The organism is Cellulosimicrobium funkei (assembly GCF_001019615.1).
Classification (GTDB): domain Bacteria; phylum Actinomycetota; class Actinomycetes; order Actinomycetales; family Cellulomonadaceae; genus Cellulosimicrobium; species Cellulosimicrobium cellulans_E.
On sequence record NZ_JNBQ01000001.1, the window covers coordinates 399,657 to 418,455 of the forward strand.

Below are 18,799 nucleotides of genomic sequence, written 5' to 3' on the forward strand. Positions count from 1 at the left end.
CGACCTCGTACACCAGAGAAAGAATCAGGGAGCGTCATGCCCGCTCTTGCTGACGCGCTGATGCACAGCGCGACCGCCGGTCCCCTCGTCCACCAGTCCCTCATCGACTTCAACATCGCTGGCCTCGCCCGGAACTTCTGGGGCCTCACCATCGAGGGCCTCACCTACGGCGCGATCTACGCGCTCGTGGCCGTCGGCTACACGCTCGTCTACGGCGTGCTGCGGCTCATCAACTTCGCCCACTCCGAGGTCTTCATGCTCGGCATGTTCGGGCAGTACGCGACCCTCATGCTCCTGGGTTTCGCCCCGAGCGGGAACGTGTACGACAAGGGCATCGCCCTCACCGTCCTCTACCTCGGCATCGCGATGCTCGGCGGCATGCTCGTCGCGGGCGGCGCCGCCGTCGGGCTGGAACGCGTGGCCTACAGACCGCTGCGACGGCGCGGCGCACCGGCGCTCGTGTTCCTCATCACCGCGATCGGGATGTCGTTCATCATCCAGGAGTTCGTGCACTTCGTGCTGCCGAAGCTCACGGGCGGCACCCTCGGCGGCGTGAACGCCCAGCAGCCGATCCGGCTCGTGCAGCCCGAGGTGCAGTTCACGATCGGTGGCGCGCCGGTCACGAACATCACGATCGTCATCATCCTGTCCGCGCTCGTCCTCGCCCTCGCGACGGACATGTTCATCAACCGGACCAAGTTCGGCCGCGGCATCCGCGCCGTCGCGCAGGACCCGGTGACCGCGACGCTCATGGGCGTCTCGCGCGAGCGCGTCATCATGCTGACGTTCCTCATCGGCGGCATCCTCGCCGGCGCGGCCGCGCTGCTGTACACGCTGCGCGTGCCGAACGGGATCATCTACTCCGGCGGTTTCATCCTCGGCATCAAGGCGTTCTGCGCCGCGGTGCTCGGCGGGATCGGCAACCTGCGCGGCGCGCTGCTCGGCGGCCTGCTGCTCGGTGTCATGGAGAACTACGGCCAGGTCGTGTTCGGGACGGAGTGGCGCGACGTCGTCGCGTTCGTGCTCCTCATCGTCGTCCTCATGTTCCGCCCGACCGGCATCCTCGGCGAGTCGCTGGGGAGGGCGCGCGCATGAGCACCTCGACCCCTGCACCCCAGCCCGCCCCCGAGGGGCGCCCCACGTCGATGCCCCCCGTGGGCCGCGTCGCGACGAAGGACCGCCCCCACGGCGGCGTCGGCGACCGGTTCCGCCTGTGGTGGGACGCCCAGGCGCGACCCACCCAGTGGCTGATCGGCGTGCCGTTCCTCATCTTCATCGCGCTCGTGCCGATCCTCAACATCCCGGTGCTCACCACGGTGGGCACCAACTTCGGCGGCGTCATGGCGCAGTTCGGCATGATCGCCCTCATCGCCATCGGGCTCAACGTCGTCGTGGGCCAGGCCGGCCTGCTCGACCTCGGGTACGTCGGCTTCTACGCCATCGGCGCGTACACGGTCGCGATCCTCACGAGCCCCGACAGCCCGTGGAACCAGACCGACGAGTGGCTGTCGCAGGACTGGGCGTGGCTCGCGGCGCTGCCGATCGCGGTCGCGATCACGTCGTTGTCGGGGCTGATCCTCGGGTCGCCCACGCTGCGCCTGCGCGGCGACTACCTCGCCATCGTCACGCTCGGCTTCGGCGAGATCGTCCGCCTCCTCGCGGACAACCTCGACGAGCTCACGGGCGGCGGCCAGGGCCTGCGCGGCGTGGCCTACCCCCGCGTCGGGGTCTCGGAGGAGCTGCCCAACGGCGTCTTCTCCGCGGGCAACGCCGCGGGCACGCTCAACTCCGGCGTGTGGTGGTACTGGCTCAGCCTCGTGTTCATCGTCATCTCGCTGCTCCTCGTGGGGAACCTCGAGCGCTCGCGCGTCGGGCGCGCCTGGGTCGCGATCCGGGAGGACGAGGACGCGGCGGAGATCATGGGCGTCCCGACGTTCCGCTTCAAGCTGTGGGCGTTCGTCATCGGCGCGTCGATCGGCGGCGTCGCGGGCGCGCTCTACGCGGGCCAGGTGCAGTTCGTCATCCCGACGAACTTCAACGTCATCAACTCCGTGCTCTTCCTCTGCGCGGTCGTGCTCGGCGGCCAGGGGAACAAGCTCGGGGTGATCCTCGGCGCGTTCATCATCGTGTACCTGCCGAACTTCTTCCTCGGCCGCACCGAGCTGTTCGGCATCCCGATCAACGGCAACGAGATCGCGAGCTACCGGTACCTGTTCTTCGGGATCGCGCTGGTCGTGCTCATGATCTTCCGTCCACAGGGTCTGATCCCCGTCCGGCAGAAGCTGCTCGCCTACGGACGAGAGCTCTACGTGGCGGCGCGCCGTGCGGCGCAGGCGGCCACGCGGTCCGGGTCCGACGACGGTGCGCGGCCGGGGACCCCGGCAGTCGCCACGGCGTCGGGTGCCTCGGGCACGACGGGCGCTGCGCGCCCGACGGCCGGCGGGACCCGCACGGGAGAGAGCACGACGGACGGGGAGGAGACCCGATGAGCACCCACGACCCCGGCGGCATCGGGGCGGGCGGCGAGCACGGCGACGAGCACCTCGCGTCGTCGGGCCGCGCCGACTCGTCCCGCGCCGACCTCTACATGCCGGGCGCCGTCCTGGAGGAGCCCGCGATCGTCGACGTCGCGGACGTGCGGCCGGAGCTCGCGAACCCCGACCTCGTCGACGCGATGGTCGCGCCGGACCGCACGGTCCACGCGAAGGTCGGCGAGCCGCTGCTCCAGATGCAGAACGTCACCGTCCAGTTCGGCGGCCTCGTCGCGCTCGACGACGTGTCGTTCGACATCCGGCGCGGCGAGATCCTCGGCCTCATCGGGCCGAACGGCGCGGGCAAGACGACGGCGTTCAACGCGATGACGGGCGTCTACCGGCCCACCAAGGGACAGGTCGTCTTCGACGGGTCCCCGGTCGGCAAGCTCAAGCGGTACCGGATCACGCAGCGCGGCATCGCCCGCACGTTCCAGAACATCCGCCTGTTCAACGAGATGACGGCTCTCGAGAACGTCGTCGTCGGCTCGGACGCGCGGCACCGCACGTCCGTCCCGGGCGCCCTGCTCCGCACCCCGCGCCACCGGCGCGAGGAGCGCGACGCCATCGACCGGGCGCTCGCGCTGCTCGAGTTCGTGGGCGTCGGCGGGCGGGCGACCGAGAAGGCGCGCAACCTCTCCTACGGCGACCAGCGGCGCCTGGAGATCGCGCGCGCCCTGGCCACGGAGCCCAAGCTCCTGTGCCTCGACGAGCCCGCGGCGGGCTTCAACCCGGCGGAGAAGGAGTCCCTCATGGACCTCATCCGCCACATCCGCGACGACGGCTACACGGTCCTGCTCATCGAGCACGACATGCGCCTCGTGCGCGGGGTGACCGACCGCATCGTCGTGCTCGAGTTCGGGCGCGTCATCGCGGACGGCACCCCCGACGAGGTCACGAGCGACCCCAAGGTCATCGCGGCCTACCTGGGCGTGCCGGACTCCGAGCTGACCGCCGACGAGGGGGGCACGGGCGCGGACCGTGCCGCCGGGCCGACGACCGAAGGAGGCAGCGGCGATGCCTCTGCTTGAGCTGCAGGACATGACGGTCGCCTACGGGCGGATCGAGGCGGTGCGGGGCATCTCGATCACCGTCGAGGAAGGCGAGCTCGTCACCCTCATCGGGGCGAACGGCGCCGGGAAGACGACGACGATGCGCGCGATCTCGGGCATCCGTCCGGTGTCGCGCGGCAAGGTCCTCTTCGACGGCAAGGACATCACCAAGATGAAGGCCCACCTGCGCGTGCTCGAGGGCATCGTGCAGGCGCCCGAGGGACGCGGGATCTTCCCCGGCATGACCGTGATCGAGAACCTCGAGATGGGCTCCTACGCGCGCACGTTCGCGTCGAAGGCCGAGCACGACGAGACCCTCGACCGGGTGTTCGACCTCTTCCCGCGCCTCGCCGAGCGCAAGGAGCAGGTGGGCGGCACGATGTCCGGCGGCGAGCAGCAGATGCTCGCGATCGGTCGCGCGCTCATGGCACGCCCACGGCTCCTGCTCCTCGACGAGCCGTCGATGGGCCTCGCGCCCATGGTCATCCAGCAGATCTTCCGCATCGTCTCGGAGATCAACGCCCAGGGCACGACGGTCCTGCTCGTCGAGCAGAACGCGCAGCAGGCGCTCTCACGCTCCGACCGTGCCTACGTGCTGGAGACGGGAGAGGTCGTGCGCAGGGGCGGCGGCAAGGAGCTGCTGGCCGACTCGAGCATCAAGGAGGCGTACCTCGGCGTGGCCTGACGCCTGGCCCGGCCGGTCGAGCACGTCTCTGCGCGCTGTCGAGAACGACATGGGTGCCGTTATCCGACGGATAACGGCACCCATGTCGTGTTCGGCGGGGTGGGCGCGGTCGGCGTCGTGCGCGCCGCCGCGAGGCGGGCCTCGCCCTCGCGCACGAGCTCGTCGGCGTCCGCCGCTCCGGCGACGGACCACGTGAGCGACGTACGGAACGTCGGCCGGATCAGGCCCTCGGGCGCGCCGAGCTGCGCCAGGACCTCCTGACGCAGGGCCTCGGCGCTCGCGGCGGCCTCGACGTCGCCCATCGCGGGCAGCGTCGCGAGGACCGCGAACCGGTCGCCGTCGACGCGGCCCGCCTCGCAGCCCCCGGGGAGCCACGACCGCAGCCGGTGGCCGACCGTCGCGAGGAGGGCGTCCCCGGCGTCCTGCCCGTGGAGGGCGTTGACGCCGGACATGTCCTGGACGTCGAGCAGGAGCAGCGCGACGCGCGTGCCGCCCCGCGCGACCAGCCGGCAGCGCCGGGTGAGCGAGTGCCACGTGCTGCGACGCGAGAGCAGGCCGGTGAGCGCGTCGTGCGTGGACCGCTCCGCGAGCGTCCCGACGAGCGAGCGCACGAGCTCCGCCGCGCCGACGCTCGCCCAGCGGCCGCCGCGGACGAGCACGTCGTCGTACCGGCGGTCGTCGGGCCGCGACATGGCGAGCGTCGCGACCTCGGTGACGGCCGCCGTCGGAGCGACGACGAGCGGGGACCAGTCGGTCACGCTCGCGACCGGCCGGCGCTCGAGGACCGCGCGGCCGTAGCCGAGCCGGCCCGTCAGCGCGGCGACGAGGCTCGTGCGCACGACGACGCCGGTGCGCGCCGCCCGAGCGCCTGGCGGGGGGACCTCGTCGTCGTGCACGACGACGCACGAGACGTCGGGGTCGCGGAACAGGACCTCGAGCTGGCCCACGGGCATGGAGGAGCCGACCGTCAGCACCGGCCGCGCGAGGTCGGCGACCGTGCCGCTCGCTCGCGCGGGCGGGCGCATCGCCGTGTGCCGGGCCAGCTCGGTGAGTTCGTCGTGCACACGGGCAGTGTGGCGGCGTCACGACCGTCGCCGCCGGGACGGGCCCCAGTGTTCGTCGAGAGTTCACGGCCGCGTCACGCGACCGTCGCCGGGCGTCACCGGGACGCCGCGGGGCGGGCTGCGCGGGGCGAGGTCGCGAGGTCGCGTCGCCTAGGCTGGACGCGTGCCGCTCCGCCGTCGTGACGCCCGGGACCGACTGACCTTCGAGCTGGTCGAGTCGGCGGACGCGGACGTGGACCTCGAGGACGACGGCCATGCCTGGGGCTCCGCGAGCGGCTCCGCCCCTGCGCCACGCGGCACCGCCGGCCTCGCCTGGTCGGGCGCCGCGCGTCCGGTCGACCTCGACGCGCGCGAGCTCGGGCAGGGCGCGGCGGGCCTCGGCCTCGAGGACGTGCTCGAGGCGGACGCGCCCGACCCGGACGATCCCACGGCGGACGGGGCGCGTCCGGACTCCCCGCGGGCGTCCCGCCCCGGGCGGCGGAGGGCCGTGGTCGGCGCGGTCGCCGCCGGGGTCGCCCTCGTGCTCGGCGGGATGCTCGCGGTCGACGCGTGGCACGGCCGGGGCGACATCGCCCGTCTGCGCGCCGCGCCGGGCGGGGTCGAGCCGCTGCCCGACGCCCCGCGAGAGCAGTGGACCGCTGAGGTGGGTCTCACGGGCGGGCTCGCGCTGCTGCCCGGCAGCATGGTGACGGTGGTGGACGGGGAGGCGGTCGCCGTCTCGCTCGACAGCGGTGCGGAGCGCTGGCGGGTCGGTGTCGGGAAGGACGCGACGTGCGGGAGCGGGATCTTCTGGGCTCTGCCCTCGGGGGAGCCCGACGACACGCTCGTGTGCGTCGCCCCTGTCCGGGAGGCCCCGGGAGGGATCGTCCGGGACCGGTCGCCGGAGATCGACCCCATGACCGGACGCATCGTGGCCGCGACCTGGACGATCACGGTGGTCGACGACGACGGCGAGGTGCTGGGCCAGCGTGAGGCGAGCACGGACGGCGCGCTCCTGACCCCGGGCCCCGGCGGGACGGTCGTCCGCGCCGAGCGGGTGGGCGAGGTCCCGGCCGGCGAGGGCGCGGTGCTCGAGACGGACGACGCCACGGGGATGCCGCGCGAGATCCCGGACGGACGTCCCGCCGTCGTCCAGGTCGAGGACGCGCTCACGGGCGACGTGCGCTGGGAGGCGGAGCTCCCCTTCGTCGCGGGGGCGGGCCAGTGCATCGCGTGGGGCGAGGCCGACGGCGAGGAGTCGATCCGAGCAGACCTGGAGAACCTGTGGACGGCGGTCGAGACGCGCCTGCTGCGTGTCGAGGGCTGCGGCGTCACGGCATGGTTCACCCTCGACGGCACGCGCCTGGACGAGGCCGAGAACCCCGTCGACGGGGTCGTCGCGCTCTCCGACGGCACCTACTCCCGTGACCCGATCGGCTACGACTACGGCTGGGGACCCTCGAGCGGGACCGAGCCGAACTCTGCGCCTGCGATCCTCGGGGCGGACGGGTCGGTGCGCTGGGAGCCGCCGGGCAGCGTCCTCTCGCCGTCGGCGACCGACGGGCGCCCGGTGCCGACCCTCGTGCGGGACGGTCTGGACCTCGTCGCGTTCGACGTCGAGGGCACCGAGCTGTGGCGCACGTCCGAGCAGAGCACCGCCGGCGCGGTGCTCGTCGCGGCGGGCGGGACGCTCGTCGTCAGCAACGGGTACGGTGACGGCGCCCTGGCAGGCCTCGACCTCACGACGGGCGGCGAACGCTGGTCGCTCGACCGGGAGGAGCTCATCGCGGGGCTCGAGGTCGGGTCGGGATGGTCGGCCGACGTGGCCTACACGGACGGGTCCCGGGCGATCGTCTCCGTCTCCGACTGGGACGCGGGGACGACGTCGCTGCTCGCGCTCGACCTCGCCGACGGCGGCGTCGCGTGGACGGCGGAGACCGCCGGTCCCGACGGCGGCTCCTGGGTCGCGCCGCTCCAGGGTCGGCTGCTGCGGATGAGCGACACCGAGATCACCCGGCTCGGTTGACGGCCGTCCTACGCTGGGGGCGTGCCGCTCCGACGACGAGACGGCGGTGACGACCGTCGCACGTTCGAGCTCGTCGAGTCGGCCGGGGTCGACGTGGACCCCGACCTCCTCGACGCGCCGCACCCCGTGCTGCTCGGCGCGCTCCCGCGCGACGCGCCGCCCGGTCTCGAGCCGCACGACCCGACAGGGACCGGGGGCGGCGAGGGCCTGGACGAGGTAGGCGCCGGAGGTTCCCTACCGCGCGCGCCCCGCGTGGACCGTCGGCGACGGCGATGGGTCGCCGCGGCCGTGGTGACGGGTGTCGTCGCCGTGCTCGTGGGCGGGATGCTCGTCGTCGACGCGGTGACGAGCCGTGACGCGCAGGAGCGGCTCGAGGCCGCACGCGGGGCGGTGCGCCCCCTCGACGTCGCCCCGACCGAGCGGTGGACGGCGCCGGCCGCGGCCGACCGCGGTGTGGGGTTCCTGCCGGGCCTGCTCGTGACGGTCGAGGGCGACGAGGCGGTCGCGCTCGACCTGGACACCGGCGCCGAGGCGTGGCGCGCCCCGCTTGGCGCGGACGAGGCGGTGTGCGGGTCGTGGAGCCCGTGGGAGCTGTCGAGCGTGGCGTCGCGCGAGGTCGTGTGCGTCGCGGGCACCGGGATCGGGCCGTTCTGGTACGACCCGGGTGCGCAGGCGCGGTCGGGCACGGGCGTCCCGCCGGCGAGCGTGACGGTCCTCGACGACGCGGGGCGGGTCGTCGGGGAGCGCGAGGTCGAGATCGCAGGGGCGGTCCTTGCTCCCGGTCCCGACGGCGGCCTGGTCCGGGTCGAGCGCGTCGGAGATCCGGGACCGCCGAGCGGCCCGCCCGTGTCGGTCGACCCGGGGGCCGGCGAGACGGTCGACGGCGTCGCGGGGCGCGACGTCCTCGTGACGGTCGAGGACGCCGTGACCGGCGACGTGCGCTGGCGGAGCGAGCTCCCGTTCCAGGACGTGCCGTGGTCGTGCACGTCGTGGGACGCCGAGACGGGCGGCGAGGAGATCGACCCGGACCGGCTCACGCTCGTCGCGACGGAGACGCTGGTCGACGTCGGCGGGTGCGGCGTCGCGGCGTCGTTCCTCCCCGACGGCGAGCGCCTCGACGACCCCGACCTGCCCACGGACGGCGCCGTGCCGCTCGCGGGCGGACGGTTCCTCGTGGACGCGGACCGGCAGGGCACGACCGGGGCGCTGCGGGCCGACCGCGTGCTCGACCCCGCGGGGGTGCCCGTCCTCGACGCCCCGGGCGAGGTGCTTGACCCGCAGGCGACCGACGACCCGGCGCCCGGCGTGCTGTTCGTGCGCGACGGGATCGACCTGCGCGCGTACGACGACGAGGGCGCGCGCCTGTGGACCTACGACGGCGCACGCGTCCCGGAGGCCGTCTACGTGCTCGCCGAGGGCACGGCCGTCGTCGGGACGGCGAGCACGGTCCTCGGCCTCGACGCGCTGTCCGGAGAGCAGACGTGGTCGCGGTTCCTCGACGACCTCGGGGGCGACGAGGGCCGCTCGGCCATGGTGACGCAGGCCTTCACGGACGGGCGGTGCGCGATCCTCGTGCTCGTCGACCCGTCCACGGGCACGCACCCGCGCGTGGTCGCGCTCGAGCTGTCGTCGGGATCGGTCGCCTGGGAGCAGGACCTCGAGGGCGAGTGGGCGTCGTTCGTCCCCGCGCAGGGCCGGCTCTTGCGCTGGGACGGCCAGACGGTCGCGCTGCTGGGCTGAGGCGCGGCGCGCCCGCGAGCTCACCCGACGAGCACCGCGTCCCGCGGGAGGGCGGCCCAGCCGGTCCGGCGCGCGACCAGGTCGGTCCAGCCGAGCCGGCCGGTGGGCGACCACGTCATCACGTAGCGCCCGGGCCGGAGGCGGTCGTCCGTCGCCCACAGCCCGGCGAGCGCCGCCTCGGCGGTCCGGTCGCCCGCGTCGGCCAGGAGCGTGAGCTCGGCGACCCGGTCGGTGAGCGCGAGGACGGCCGGGTCCGGCGCGGCGCCGGGCATCGTGGCCGCGCCCCACACGTCCCACAGGAGGAGCTCGTGCTGCTGCCGGTGCGCGAGGTCGGCGAGCACGTACCGCTGGACGAACCCCGGACCGGCCAGCCAGGGCACGTCGGGGCCGGCGCCGTGGTCGGCGAGGTCGCGGCGCCCGGCGCGGTACGCCGTCCAGACCTCGGCGGCGGTCTCGAAGGGCGCGCCCTCGCCCGTCGGCAGGTCGTGGAGGTCGAACGCGCGGGACCCCTGCTCGAGCTCCGGGTCGGACCGGACCCAGCGCTCGCCGTCGTGCCGCTCGACGACGACGTGGTCGTGGTGGAACCCACCCTCGCCGAGGTAGTCCGTGAACCCGAGCCGCGTGCGCGCGGGGACGTCGTGCTCACGGAGCACGGCGACGGCGAGGAGGGAGTGGTCCCGGCAGCACCCGCCGGCCTGCTGCTCGGGGGAGCGCGGCGCGTCGAGCGGGCCCGGCGCGCGCTCCACGACCGCGTCCAGGGTCGACGCGACCCACCGCCGGTCGACGTCGTCGAGCTGTGCGGGGGTGGGTGCGGTCGCCCCGGCGCGGTAGTGCACGACGGCGGTCGTCACCGCGGCGTGCAGGCGCGCCGGGTCGGGCGTCACGGCGGCGAGCAGCGGGGCGTGGCGGCCAGGGTCGGAGTACGGGCTGTGGTCGGCGTAGCGGGAGACGTCCATGCGCCGACCCTCGGCCCCGCCCCAGGGGCAGGGTCAAGCCTCCTTCCGGTGGCGGTGCGGTGGCCCCCGACCTACGGTCGGCGCAGCCGCTCGGCGTCGAGCGCGCGAGCCGTGCACCGACCGACCAGGGAGCCTGAGCCATGTCCGACGCGAGTACCGGGTCGAGCACCGACGAGAGCACGGCGACGAGCGCCAGGGCCGACGCGCTGGCGGCGGCGGTCGCCGCGGTGAGCACGCCCTCGCCGGTGGACACCCCGCTCGGGCGGTTCGAGCTGGTCGACGGGGTGCCGACCCCGGAGTCGGTCGAGCGGCTGTACGGGTCGCTCGACTTCCTGCGCGGCGTGGAGGCGTTCCTCAGCGCGATGCCCGGCGCGTCGCTCGTGGCGATGCGGCGCGGGTTCCGCGAGCTCGGCCTCCTGCGCTCGAACCAGGTCGGGTACACCGACCCGCGGGCCGACTCGGGCGGGATCTTCCTCACGCCGAACACGGCGACCACGTACGGGTCGCTCTTCGTCGACCTGCGCGAGACGGGCCCGCTCGTCATCGAGCCCCCCAAGAACTCGCTGTGCGTGGTCGACGACTTCTGGTTCCGCTACGTCGCCGACATGGGCATCGCGGGTCCGGACCGCGGCGAGGGCGGTCGCTACCTGTTCCTCCCGCCCGGCTACGACGGCGAGGTCCCGGACGGCTACTTCGTCTACCGGACGCCCACGTTCACCAACTGGGTCGTGCTGCGCGCCCTGGGCGGCGTCCCGGCGATGAAGGAGACGCGGATCTACCCGCTCGCCGACGCGGGGGACCCGCCCCCGACCGAGTTCGTCAACATCGCGGGCACGCGCGTCAACACGGTCCACGCCAACGACGCCTCGTTCTTCGACGAGGTCGCCGAGATCGTCGCGGAGGAGCCGACGAGCGCGCTCGACCCCGAGCGCGCCGGGCTGCTGCGCGCCGTCGGCATCGTGCCCGGGCGTGCGTTCGACCCGAGCCCGGAGCTGCGCGCGACGCTCGACACGGCGGCACGGGCGGGGGCAGCGATCAGCCGCGCGCTCGTCTACTCGCCGCGCGACCCCGAGGCGCGGATCGCGCCCGGATCGAGCTGGCTCCAGGCGTTCCTCGGCGGGTCGTACGAGTTCCTCGCCGACGGGGCGCGCCTGCTCGACGCGCGCGCGCAGTTCCACTTCTTCGCGACCGTCATCACGCCGGCGATGGCCCACGCCCAGGTCGGGGCCGGGTCGGCGTACGCGTACACGGCGCACGACGCGCAGGGCCGGATCCTCGACGGCGCGCGCACGTACCGGCTCGTGCTGCCGCCGAACCCGCCCGCGAAGAACTTCTGGTCGGTGGACCTCTACGACACCCAGACCCGCTCTCTGCTCCAGACCGACGACCCGTACCCGAGCCTCCTGAGCCTCAGCGGCACGGTCGCGACGGAGGAGGACGGCAGCACCGTGCTGTGGTTCGGCCCGGAGCCGCCCGCGGGACGAGAGAGCAACTGGGTCGGGACGGTCCCGGGCCGGTCGTGGTTCCCCATGCTGCGCCTCTACGGGCCGCTCGAGCCGTGGTTCGACCGCACGTGGCTCCCGGGGGACCTGGAGCTGGTCGAGGACTGACGGGCTAGCGGGCCGAGTGCGGTCCGGCGGCGAGCGCGACGTCCGCGACGACGGCGTCCGGCTCGTCGGACCACGGGACCGCGTACACCTCGCGCGACGTGGCGTGCGCCAGCCCGGTCGCGACGCGCAGCGCGTCGAGATACCCGACGATCTGCGGGAAGCGGCAGTCGCGCGAGGGGACCTCGACGTACGCCTCCGTGCGGGCCGGGTCCTCGCGGAGCACGACCGGCCCGGCGGGGACGACCGCCCCGCGGTACGGGACGCACGCCTCGACCCGCCCGGGTACGTCGCGGCCGACGGGCGAGTGGTAGATCACCCAGTGCGCGGCGCCCGCCTCCGCCCCGGCCGCGGCGAGGTGCGCGCGGATGGTCAGCAGGTCGGCGCTGAACGTGGGGACGAGGTCGTCCTGGGTCGTGGACGACGTGATCGTGGCGACCGTGCACGCGGGGACCTCGCGCCACCGGACCTCGGCCTCCCCGCGCCCGGTCGCGAGCGCACGCGCGAGCTCCTCCGCGGTCGCGCGCTGTTCCGCGAGTGCCCGCTGCCGCTCGTCCCACCACCCGAGGAGGACGTCGCGCACGTCGCGCGGGTCGGCGTCGAGCACCTCGGGGACGCGCGCGAGCGGCACGTCGATCCGGCGCAGGAGCGCCAGGGCGCGGCCTCGCTCGACCTGCTCGGGCGCGTACGCGCGGTAGCCCGTGCGGGGGTCGACGCCGGCCGGGACGAGGAGGCCGTTGGCGTCGTAGAGCCGCAGCGCCTTGATGGACAGCCCCGACGCGCGCACCATCTCGCCGCTCGTGAGCGTCCCCGCCGTCGGGCGGTCCCCCTGCTCCTGCGTCACGCGTCGAGCGTAACGACGGGAGCAGGCCGTGCCACGGCGACGGCGCGCCGCCGGGCGGCACTACCCTGGCCAGATGCCTGACGACCTCACGCAGACCGCCACGCCGACCCCCGCGGAGCGGGAGGAGCCGCAGGCGCCCGTCGCGCCGCGCCGCCCGGCGCCGCGCACGCACCACGGGGAGACCGTGGACGACGACTACGAGTGGCTGCGGGACAAGGAGTCGCCCGAGGTCGTCGCGCACCTCGAGGCCGAGAACGCGTACACCGAGGCGCGGCTCGCGCACCTCGAGCCGCTGCGCGAGCGGATCTTCGAGGAGATCAAGGCGCGCACGCTCGAGACCGACCTGTCGGTGCCCGTGCGCCAGGGCGCGCACTGGTACTACGCGCGCACGGTCGAGGGCTCGCAGTACCCGATCCGGGCACGCGCGCCGATCGACACGAGCCTCGGCAGCGACGCGCCGTCGTCCTGGGTGCCGCCCGTGCTGGAGCCGGGCGTGCCCGTGCCGGGCGAGCAGGTGCTGCTCGACGACAACGTCGAGGCTGAGGGCCACGACTTCTTCTCGCTCGGGTCGTTCGACGTGTCGGTCGACGGGACGCGGCTCGCGTACGCGGTCGACGTCGTCGGTGACGAGCGGTACACGCTGCGGATCCGTGACCTGGAGTCCGGCACCGACCTCGTCGACGAGGTCCCGGGCACGTTCCCGGGCGCCGTCTTCTCCCCGGACGGGCGGTACGTCTTCTACCCGACGGTCGACGACGCGTGGCGGCCCTGGCGCGTGTGGCGCCACGAGGTGGGCACCCCGGCGACGCAGGACGTCGTCGTGTTCGAGGAGCCCGACGAGCGCTACTGGGTCGGCGTCGGCGTCTCGCGCTCGCAGCGGTTCGTGCAGATCGACGTCGGCTCGAAGATCACGTCGGAGACCTGGCTGATCGACGCCGCGGACCCGACCGGCGAGCCGCGGGTCGTGTGGCCGCGCCGCGAGGGCGTCGAGTACACGGTCGAGCACGCCGTCGTCCCGGCGACCTGGCTCCCGGCCGACCCTGCGGAGGTGTCCCCTCCCGAGGCCGCGACGGGCGACGACCGCAGGGCCGACGGGGAGCAGGCCCAGGGTCGCGACGTGCTGCTCGTGCTGCACAACGACGGCGCGGAGAACTTCGAGCTCGTCGTGACCGGCGTGCCCGACGGCGACGACTCCGCGGGCGGGCCGGCCGGCCCGGGCGACGCGACCGTCGTCGTGCCGCACGACCCGGAGACGCGGCTCGAGGGTGTCGACGCGTTCGCCGGGCACCTCGTGGTGTCCTACCGGCGCGACGCGCTGTCGCGGGTCGGGGTGATCGACCTCGCGAGCACCGAGCCGCCGCGCCCCGCGGGCCTGCCGACGCCGATCCGCACGGGCGACACCCCGGCACCCACGGGCGACCACTGGCACGTGCACGAGGTCGCGTTCGACGAGCCGCTGTACACCGCGGCGCTCGCCGGGAACCCGGAGTGGGACCAGCCGAACGTCCGCCTGTCCTACGCGAGCTTCGTCACGCCGTCGACCGTGTACGACCTGCGGGTCGAGACCGACGAGCTCACGCTCCTCAAGCAGCAGCCCGTGCTCGGCGGGTACGAGGCCGCGGACTACGTGCAGCGCCGCGAGTGGGCCACGGCCGAGGACGGCACGCAGGTGCCCGTCTCGCTCGTGTGGCGGCGCGACGCCGTCGGGCTCGACGCGACGGGCACGGGCGCGGAGCCCGCGCCGCTGCTGCTCTACGGGTACGGCTCGTACGAGATCAGCATCGACCCGGGGTTCTCGATCTCTCGACTGTCGCTGCTGGACCGCGGGGTCGTGTTCGCCGTCGCGCACGTGCGCGGCGGCGGCGAGATGGGGCGACGCTGGTACGACGAGGGCAAGACGCTCGCCAAGCGCACCACCTTCACGGACTTCGTCGCGGTCGCGCGGCACCTCGTCGACGCGGGCTGGACGAGCCCCGAGCGCCTCGTGGCGCAGGGCGGCTCCGCGGGCGGGCTGCTCATGGGCGCGGTGACCAACCTCGCGCCCGAGCTGTTCGCGGGCGTGCTCGCGCAGGTCCCGTTCGTCGACGCGCTCACCTCGATCCTCGACCCGTCCCTGCCGCTGACCGTCGTCGAGTGGGACGAGTGGGGAGACCCCCTGCACGACCCCGAGGTCTACCGGTACATGCGCACGTACACGCCGTACGAGAACGTGCCCGACGACGCGGCCCACTACCCGCGGATCCTCGCCGTGACGTCGTTCCACGACACGCGCGTGCTCTACGTCGAGCCGGCCAAGTGGGTCGCGCGCCTGCGGGCGGCCGGGGCCCCCGCGCTGCTGAAGATCGAGATGCACGCCGGGCACGGCGGCGTCTCGGGCCGGTACGAGGGCTGGCGCGAGGTCGCGTACGAGGACGCGTGGGTCCTCGACGTGCTCGGGCTCGCGGCGCGGTGACGGTCGGGTGACCGGCCCGGCGCCCGCCCCTGACCCGCGGACCTCGCGCGACGCGACGCCCCCGGGGACGGCGGCGCTGCTGCTGCGCCCGGTCGGCTACCTCGCGATCGGGCTCGTGTGGACGGCGATCGGCCTGTTCGTCGTCGGCCTGTACCTCGCGGTCGCGGCGTACGGCCTGTTCGAGCCGCCCGCCGACCAGGAGCCGTGGGCGGAGCTCGTGGCCTCGCCCGGCGCCGTGCTGGGCCGGCTCGCCGTGCTCGCGCCGATCGTCGTCGTGCTCGCGGGGCCGGTCGCCTGGTACCTGTCGTGCGCGATCTGGCCGCTCGCGGCGCTGTCCTTCGTGTACGCCGGCCGTGCGCTGCGGCCGTCGTACCGGGGAGACCGGCTGTCCTTCACGAGCCACGCCGCGCCCGGCACCACGCTCGGGCCGCCCGTGCCCGGGCCGGTCGCGATGTCGCTCCAGCCCCAGCGGCGCTCACGGCTCACGGACACGCTCATGCGCTTCTACGCGTGCGGCTGGAACCTGGACCTCCGCGAGCTCTGGCCCGCGGTCCCCGCGGGGATCGCGTGGGTGCTCGCGAGCACCGGGGCGTCGACGGCGCTGCCGTCGGGCTGGCGGGTCGGGCTCGTCGTGGCCGCGGTCCCGTTCGCGCTCTGGTCCGTGGTCGCGTTGCGCCGGGCCTGGACCTGGCGGTTCCACCGCGAGCGCGCTCGCCTGGCCGCACGGCGCCGGCTCGAGCGGCACGGCGACCAGTACCGGATCGACCCGCGCGTCGTCCGCACGCGCCCGCAGTCGCCCGAGCACCGGGCCGGTGTCGAGGCCGAGCGCGCCGAGGCGCGCGTCGCGCAGGACCGCCTGACGAGCCTCACGAGCGACGAGATCGGCGAGCGTCGCGAGGCCGTGCTCCGGGCGCGCCGCGAGCGTGAGGCGCGTGCGGCGCGGGAGGCTCGCAAGGCGGCGCGTCGGGACCGGCGGGGCGGGACGCCGTCGGACCGCTGAGCCCGCCGCCCTGGGTTCCGACCGCCGGCGTTCAGGCGGCCTGCGGGCTGCCGCACTCCGCGCAGAACCTCGCGCCCGCGGCGTTCTGCGTGCCGCACTCGCGGCACGCGGCGACCCGGGCGAGGCGCTCGCCGCACTCGCCGCAGAACTTGCCGCCGTCGACCTTCGCGTCGCACGACGGGCACCGGGTGACCGCGGCCGTCCGCACGTCCGCGCCGCCGACGAGGTCGGTCGTGCGGAGCTGCTCCTGGACCTGGTAGCGGCGGGCCTCGGCCTGGAGCTGCGCGAGCTCCTCCACCTGCTTCGGTGAGCAGCGCACGCACTGGCCGACCGCGTCGTTCCAGCAGACCTCGTGGCACATCCAGTCGCCGCACCCGTGGCACTGGCGGAAGGCGTCGCGCACCTCGCCGACGGCGGCGTCGAGCGCCTTGTCCTTCGCCGACGAGTTGGTCTGCCGGTCGGCGGCCCACGACCCCGCCGCGTACGACAGGTCGGCCACCTTGCCGCCGAAGAACCGGCCCGCCGCCTGGATGAGGCTGCTGCCCTTGGCGACCACGTCCGTCTGGTAGGCCGAGCGGTAGCCGTTGCCGCACCGCTCGCACCGGAACTCGAACTGGTACCCACCGGCGTTCGACAGGTCGCGGACGTTGTCGGTGAAGGCGATGGGCGCACTCATGGCAGGGACCTCGGCAGGCTCGGGGGGTCGGCGTCCCCGCAGGCCAGGCCCGCGGGCGGGGGACGTCATGGGGATCCCATGACCGCAGCGATGCTACCCACGGACCCTCGTCGCCCGGGCGGATCACCCGGGTGAAATCGGGCATCCCGTGGTCAGGCGCGGACGAGCCGGAGCGGGGCGTCGGCGGTGCGGACCGTGACGGTCTGGCCCCACGAGGCGACGAGGCGGTCGTCCTCCATGCCGTCGCCGAACACGACGAGCCGGTCCGAGGCGACGGTGAGGGCGACGTCCGCGCCGTCGTCCACGACGCCCTCCGTGAGCGTGGCGCCCGTCGCGGGCGACGGCCATGCCTCGCGCACGAACCAGCCGAGCCGGTGCTCGGTGCGCCCCGGCGCCGGGCGGCCGCCGCGGTCGTGCGCGAGCGACGCCCACCAGCCCGTCGCGCCGGTCCCCGTGGCGACGAGCACTCCCGACGACGACTGCCGCTCCTCGCCCGCCGCGCACCGGAGCGTGTAGCGCGCGCTCTGGTGGCTCGGGTGCCCGACGAACACCTCGTTGAGCGCCGTGAGGTGCTGCCCGTCGTCGAGTTCGGCGCGCACCATGGTCAGCGCGTCGACGGGCAGGACCGCCGCGGGGTCGGGCGCGCCCGTGGCGACGTCGGCTCCGAGCCCGCTCAGGAGCGAGGTCGCCGCCCGCACCGAGTGCCGCACGAGCACCCCGGCGTTGACCCCGGGCTCGGGGTCGACGCCCAGCACGGGCTGCCCGAGCAGGTACTTCGCGACGTTCGCGACGAGGCCGTCCTGCCCGACGACGACCACGACGTCCTCCGGCGCGAGGAGGAACCGCGACAGGTCGGCGCGCTCGACGTCCGCGCGGGCCCAGCCGTCGGGCACCGCGGCCGCGACCGCCGCGCGGGCCGCGGTGAGCGCGTCGTGCCGAGACTGCACCTCGCCGAGCGACCGGCCCCGCGAGCGGAGGAAGAACTCCGCCTGACCGCGCGTGCCGTGCCGGTCGAGGAGCTCGTCGAGCTCGGTCCGCCGGTGCACGACGACGGCGCGTCGCCGCAGCACCGTCAGGCCGCCTTCCCGGTGGTGCCCGCCGTGGCGCCGAGCAGCGAGCCCAGCACACCCGTGAGGAGGTCGGGGGTGATGGTGAGGTTCTGGACGTCGGGGAGCGAGCCCGCCGCCTCGCGGACCGCGAGGGCGAGGAGGGTGCCCTGGCCGGCGCTCGCCCAGACGTCCATGCGCGCCTGCTCGGCGGCGGCCTCGGCCGCGCCGACGACGCGCACCTGCTCGGCCTTCGCGTCGGTCGCGAGCTGCGCGCGCTCAGCGGTCGCGCGGGCGTCGACCAGCGCGGCGGCGGCCTTCTCCTCCGCCTCGCGCCGGGCGTTCGCGCCCTCCTGGGCGACGAGGCGCTCGCGGCGGGTCGCGAGCTCGATCGTGCTCGCCAGCTCGTTCTCCGCGATCGCGCGCTCGCGCTCGACGGCGAGGGCCCGGCGCTCGTACGTCGCGCGGTCGGCCTCGGCCTGCACCCGCTCGCGCGCCGGCGTCTGGAGGGCGCGCTCGACGTCCTTCTCGGGCCGGACGGCGAGCACCTGGACGCCGATGACGGCGATCCCGGTCGCGGCGAGGCGCGGGTCCGTGGTCAGCGCCTCGGCGAGCACGTCGCGCACGCGGGGCACACCGGCCGTCAGGGCGTCGGCGAGGGGCATCGCGGCGAGCGCGTCGGCGGCGCGGCTCTGCGCGAGCCGTCCGACGATGCTCGTCACCTGGTCCCGGCCCGCGGTGCTCGTCTCTCCGCTGCCCGGGTCGACGGCGAAGTCGAGGCGCTGCGAGACGGTCACGGGGTCGGCGAACCGGTACGTGACGCCGGCCTGGACGGTGACGTCCTGGTGGTCGGCGGTCACGGCGTGGAAGAAGACGGGCAGCTCCTGGTCGTCGACGGGGACCTCCGAGAGGACCGACGTCGTCGGGCGGAACCAGAACGCCTGCCCGACGCCCTCGTGCGCGACGCGCCCGCGGCGCAGGTGCACGACGTGCCCGGTGGGGCTGCCGAGGAAGTGCCGGGTCCACGGGTAGGTGCGGATGGTGGCCATGGTCGTCTCCGATCGTTGTCGTCACTCTGACGATAATGACGCTAGACCGGCGGAGATTTCTCGTCAACCTGACATCAATGTGCGACGATGGC

General features: G+C 74.7%; 15 protein-coding genes. 9 read left to right on the forward strand and 6 right to left on the reverse strand.

All coding sequences use genetic code 11. From position 1 onward, the window contains the following. Nucleotides 1-36: 36 nt before the first annotated feature. Genes FB00_RS01805 through FB00_RS01820 form a run of 4 tightly spaced genes read left to right on the forward strand, consistent with a single transcriptional unit; the run spans nt 37 to nt 4,268 of the window. Nucleotides 37-1,095: a branched-chain amino acid ABC transporter permease gene (locus FB00_RS01805; RefSeq protein WP_186008848.1), complete on the forward strand. Its 1,059-nt coding sequence runs from the start codon at nt 37-39 to the stop codon at nt 1,093-1,095. Then, nucleotides 1,092-2,489, forward strand: a complete 1,398-nt coding sequence (locus tag FB00_RS01810; protein WP_197088711.1) for a branched-chain amino acid ABC transporter permease — start codon at nt 1,092-1,094, stop codon at nt 2,487-2,489. The genes FB00_RS01805 and FB00_RS01810 overlap by 4 nt, the downstream gene beginning before the upstream one ends. After that, nucleotides 2,486-3,562: an ABC transporter ATP-binding protein gene (locus FB00_RS01815; protein WP_082140854.1), complete on the forward strand. Its 1,077-nt coding sequence runs from the start codon at nt 2,486-2,488 to the stop codon at nt 3,560-3,562. The genes FB00_RS01810 and FB00_RS01815 overlap by 4 nt, the downstream gene beginning before the upstream one ends. After that, a complete protein-coding gene (locus FB00_RS01820; RefSeq protein ID WP_047231073.1) occupies nt 3,549-4,268 on the forward strand; it encodes an ABC transporter ATP-binding protein in 720 nt (239 codons plus the stop codon). The genes FB00_RS01815 and FB00_RS01820 overlap by 14 nt, the downstream gene beginning before the upstream one ends. A 59-nt stretch (nt 4,269-4,327) precedes the next feature. Here the strand turns inward: FB00_RS01820 and FB00_RS01825 are convergent, their stop codons facing one another. Further along, nucleotides 4,328-5,332 (reverse strand): sensor domain-containing diguanylate cyclase, encoded by a 1,005-nt coding sequence (locus tag FB00_RS01825; RefSeq protein ID WP_047231074.1) that lies wholly within the window; start codon nt 5,330-5,332, stop codon nt 4,328-4,330. A 163-nt stretch (nt 5,333-5,495) separates the two neighbouring features. On the opposite strand from FB00_RS01825, the gene FB00_RS01830 reads away from it, so the two are divergent. Together FB00_RS01830 and FB00_RS01835 are read left to right on the forward strand one after the other, a co-directional pair. After that, nucleotides 5,496-7,337 (forward strand): PQQ-binding-like beta-propeller repeat protein, encoded by a 1,842-nt coding sequence (locus FB00_RS01830; protein ID WP_047231075.1) that lies wholly within the window; start codon nt 5,496-5,498, stop codon nt 7,335-7,337. Between the two features lie 21 nt (nt 7,338-7,358). Beyond that, complete coding sequence (locus tag FB00_RS01835; RefSeq protein ID WP_047231076.1) at nt 7,359-9,077, forward strand: PQQ-binding-like beta-propeller repeat protein; 1,719 nt, start codon at nt 7,359-7,361, stop codon at nt 9,075-9,077. A 20-nt stretch (nt 9,078-9,097) separates the two neighbouring features. Here the strand turns inward: FB00_RS01835 and FB00_RS01840 are convergent, their stop codons facing one another. Beyond that, nucleotides 9,098-10,033: a transglutaminase-like domain-containing protein gene (locus FB00_RS01840; protein ID WP_047231077.1), complete on the reverse strand. Its 936-nt coding sequence runs from the start codon at nt 10,031-10,033 to the stop codon at nt 9,098-9,100. Nucleotides 10,034-10,173: 140 nt separating this feature from the next. On the opposite strand from FB00_RS01840, the gene FB00_RS01845 reads away from it, so the two are divergent. Next, nucleotides 10,174-11,643 (forward strand): DUF1254 domain-containing protein, encoded by a 1,470-nt coding sequence (locus FB00_RS01845; RefSeq protein WP_082140855.1) that lies wholly within the window; start codon nt 10,174-10,176, stop codon nt 11,641-11,643. Between the two features lie 4 nt (nt 11,644-11,647). Here FB00_RS01845 and FB00_RS01850 read toward each other — a convergent pair whose 3' ends face one another. After that, nucleotides 11,648-12,484, reverse strand: coding sequence for a MerR family transcriptional regulator (locus FB00_RS01850; protein ID WP_052877361.1), 837 nt, complete (start codon nt 12,482-12,484; stop codon nt 11,648-11,650). A 73-nt stretch (nt 12,485-12,557) separates the two neighbouring features. Here FB00_RS01850 and FB00_RS01855 point away from each other — a divergent pair, with 73 nt between their 5' ends. Both FB00_RS01855 and FB00_RS01860 read left to right on the forward strand, forming a co-directional pair. Then, nucleotides 12,558-14,936 (forward strand): S9 family peptidase, encoded by a 2,379-nt coding sequence (locus FB00_RS01855; RefSeq protein ID WP_082140856.1) that lies wholly within the window; start codon nt 12,558-12,560, stop codon nt 14,934-14,936. Nucleotides 14,937-14,943: 7 nt separating this feature from the next. Beyond that, entirely contained in the window at nt 14,944-15,936 is a 993-nt protein-coding gene (locus FB00_RS01860) for a hypothetical protein (RefSeq protein ID WP_047231078.1), read from the forward strand. Nucleotides 15,937-15,967: 31 nt separating this feature from the next. Here FB00_RS01860 and FB00_RS01865 read toward each other — a convergent pair whose 3' ends face one another. The 3 genes from FB00_RS01865 to FB00_RS01875 form a co-directional block, all read right to left on the reverse strand. Then, entirely contained in the window at nt 15,968-16,612 is a 645-nt protein-coding gene (locus FB00_RS01865; protein WP_197088712.1) for a zinc ribbon domain-containing protein, read from the reverse strand. A 152-nt stretch (nt 16,613-16,764) separates the two neighbouring features. Next, nucleotides 16,765-17,682 carry a hypothetical protein gene (locus tag FB00_RS01870; RefSeq protein WP_156186260.1) on the reverse strand — a complete coding sequence of 306 codons (918 nt, stop codon included), beginning with the start codon at nt 17,680-17,682 and terminating at the stop codon, nt 16,765-16,767. 2 nt (nt 17,683-17,684) lie between these two features. Further along, a complete protein-coding gene (locus FB00_RS01875) occupies nt 17,685-18,707 on the reverse strand; it encodes an SPFH domain-containing protein (RefSeq protein ID WP_047231079.1) in 1,023 nt (340 codons plus the stop codon). Between the last annotated feature and the right edge of the window lie 92 nt (nt 18,708-18,799).

Excerpts from the sequence above, each read along its gene's own strand:
- FB00_RS01805 (WP_186008848.1), top strand. The coding sequence starts at position 37 with ATGCCCGCTCTTGCTGACGCGCTGATGCACAGCGCGACCGCCGGTCCC.
- FB00_RS01810 (WP_197088711.1), top strand. The coding sequence starts at position 1,092 with ATGAGCACCTCGACCCCTGCACCCCAGCCCGCCCCCGAGGGGCGCCCC.
- FB00_RS01815 (WP_082140854.1), top strand. The coding sequence starts at position 2,486 with ATGAGCACCCACGACCCCGGCGGCATCGGGGCGGGCGGCGAGCACGGC.
- FB00_RS01820 (WP_047231073.1), top strand. The coding sequence starts at position 3,549 with ATGCCTCTGCTTGAGCTGCAGGACATGACGGTCGCCTACGGGCGGATC.
- FB00_RS01840 (WP_047231077.1), bottom strand. The coding sequence starts at position 10,033 with ATGGACGTCTCCCGCTACGCCGACCACAGCCCGTACTCCGACCCTGGC.
- FB00_RS01845 (WP_082140855.1), top strand. The coding sequence starts at position 10,174 with ATGTCCGACGCGAGTACCGGGTCGAGCACCGACGAGAGCACGGCGACG.
- FB00_RS01855 (WP_082140856.1), top strand. The coding sequence starts at position 12,558 with ATGCCTGACGACCTCACGCAGACCGCCACGCCGACCCCCGCGGAGCGG.
- FB00_RS01865 (WP_197088712.1), bottom strand. The coding sequence starts at position 16,612 with ATGAGTGCGCCCATCGCCTTCACCGACAACGTCCGCGACCTGTCGAAC.
- FB00_RS01875 (WP_047231079.1), bottom strand. The coding sequence starts at position 18,707 with ATGGCCACCATCCGCACCTACCCGTGGACCCGGCACTTCCTCGGCAGC.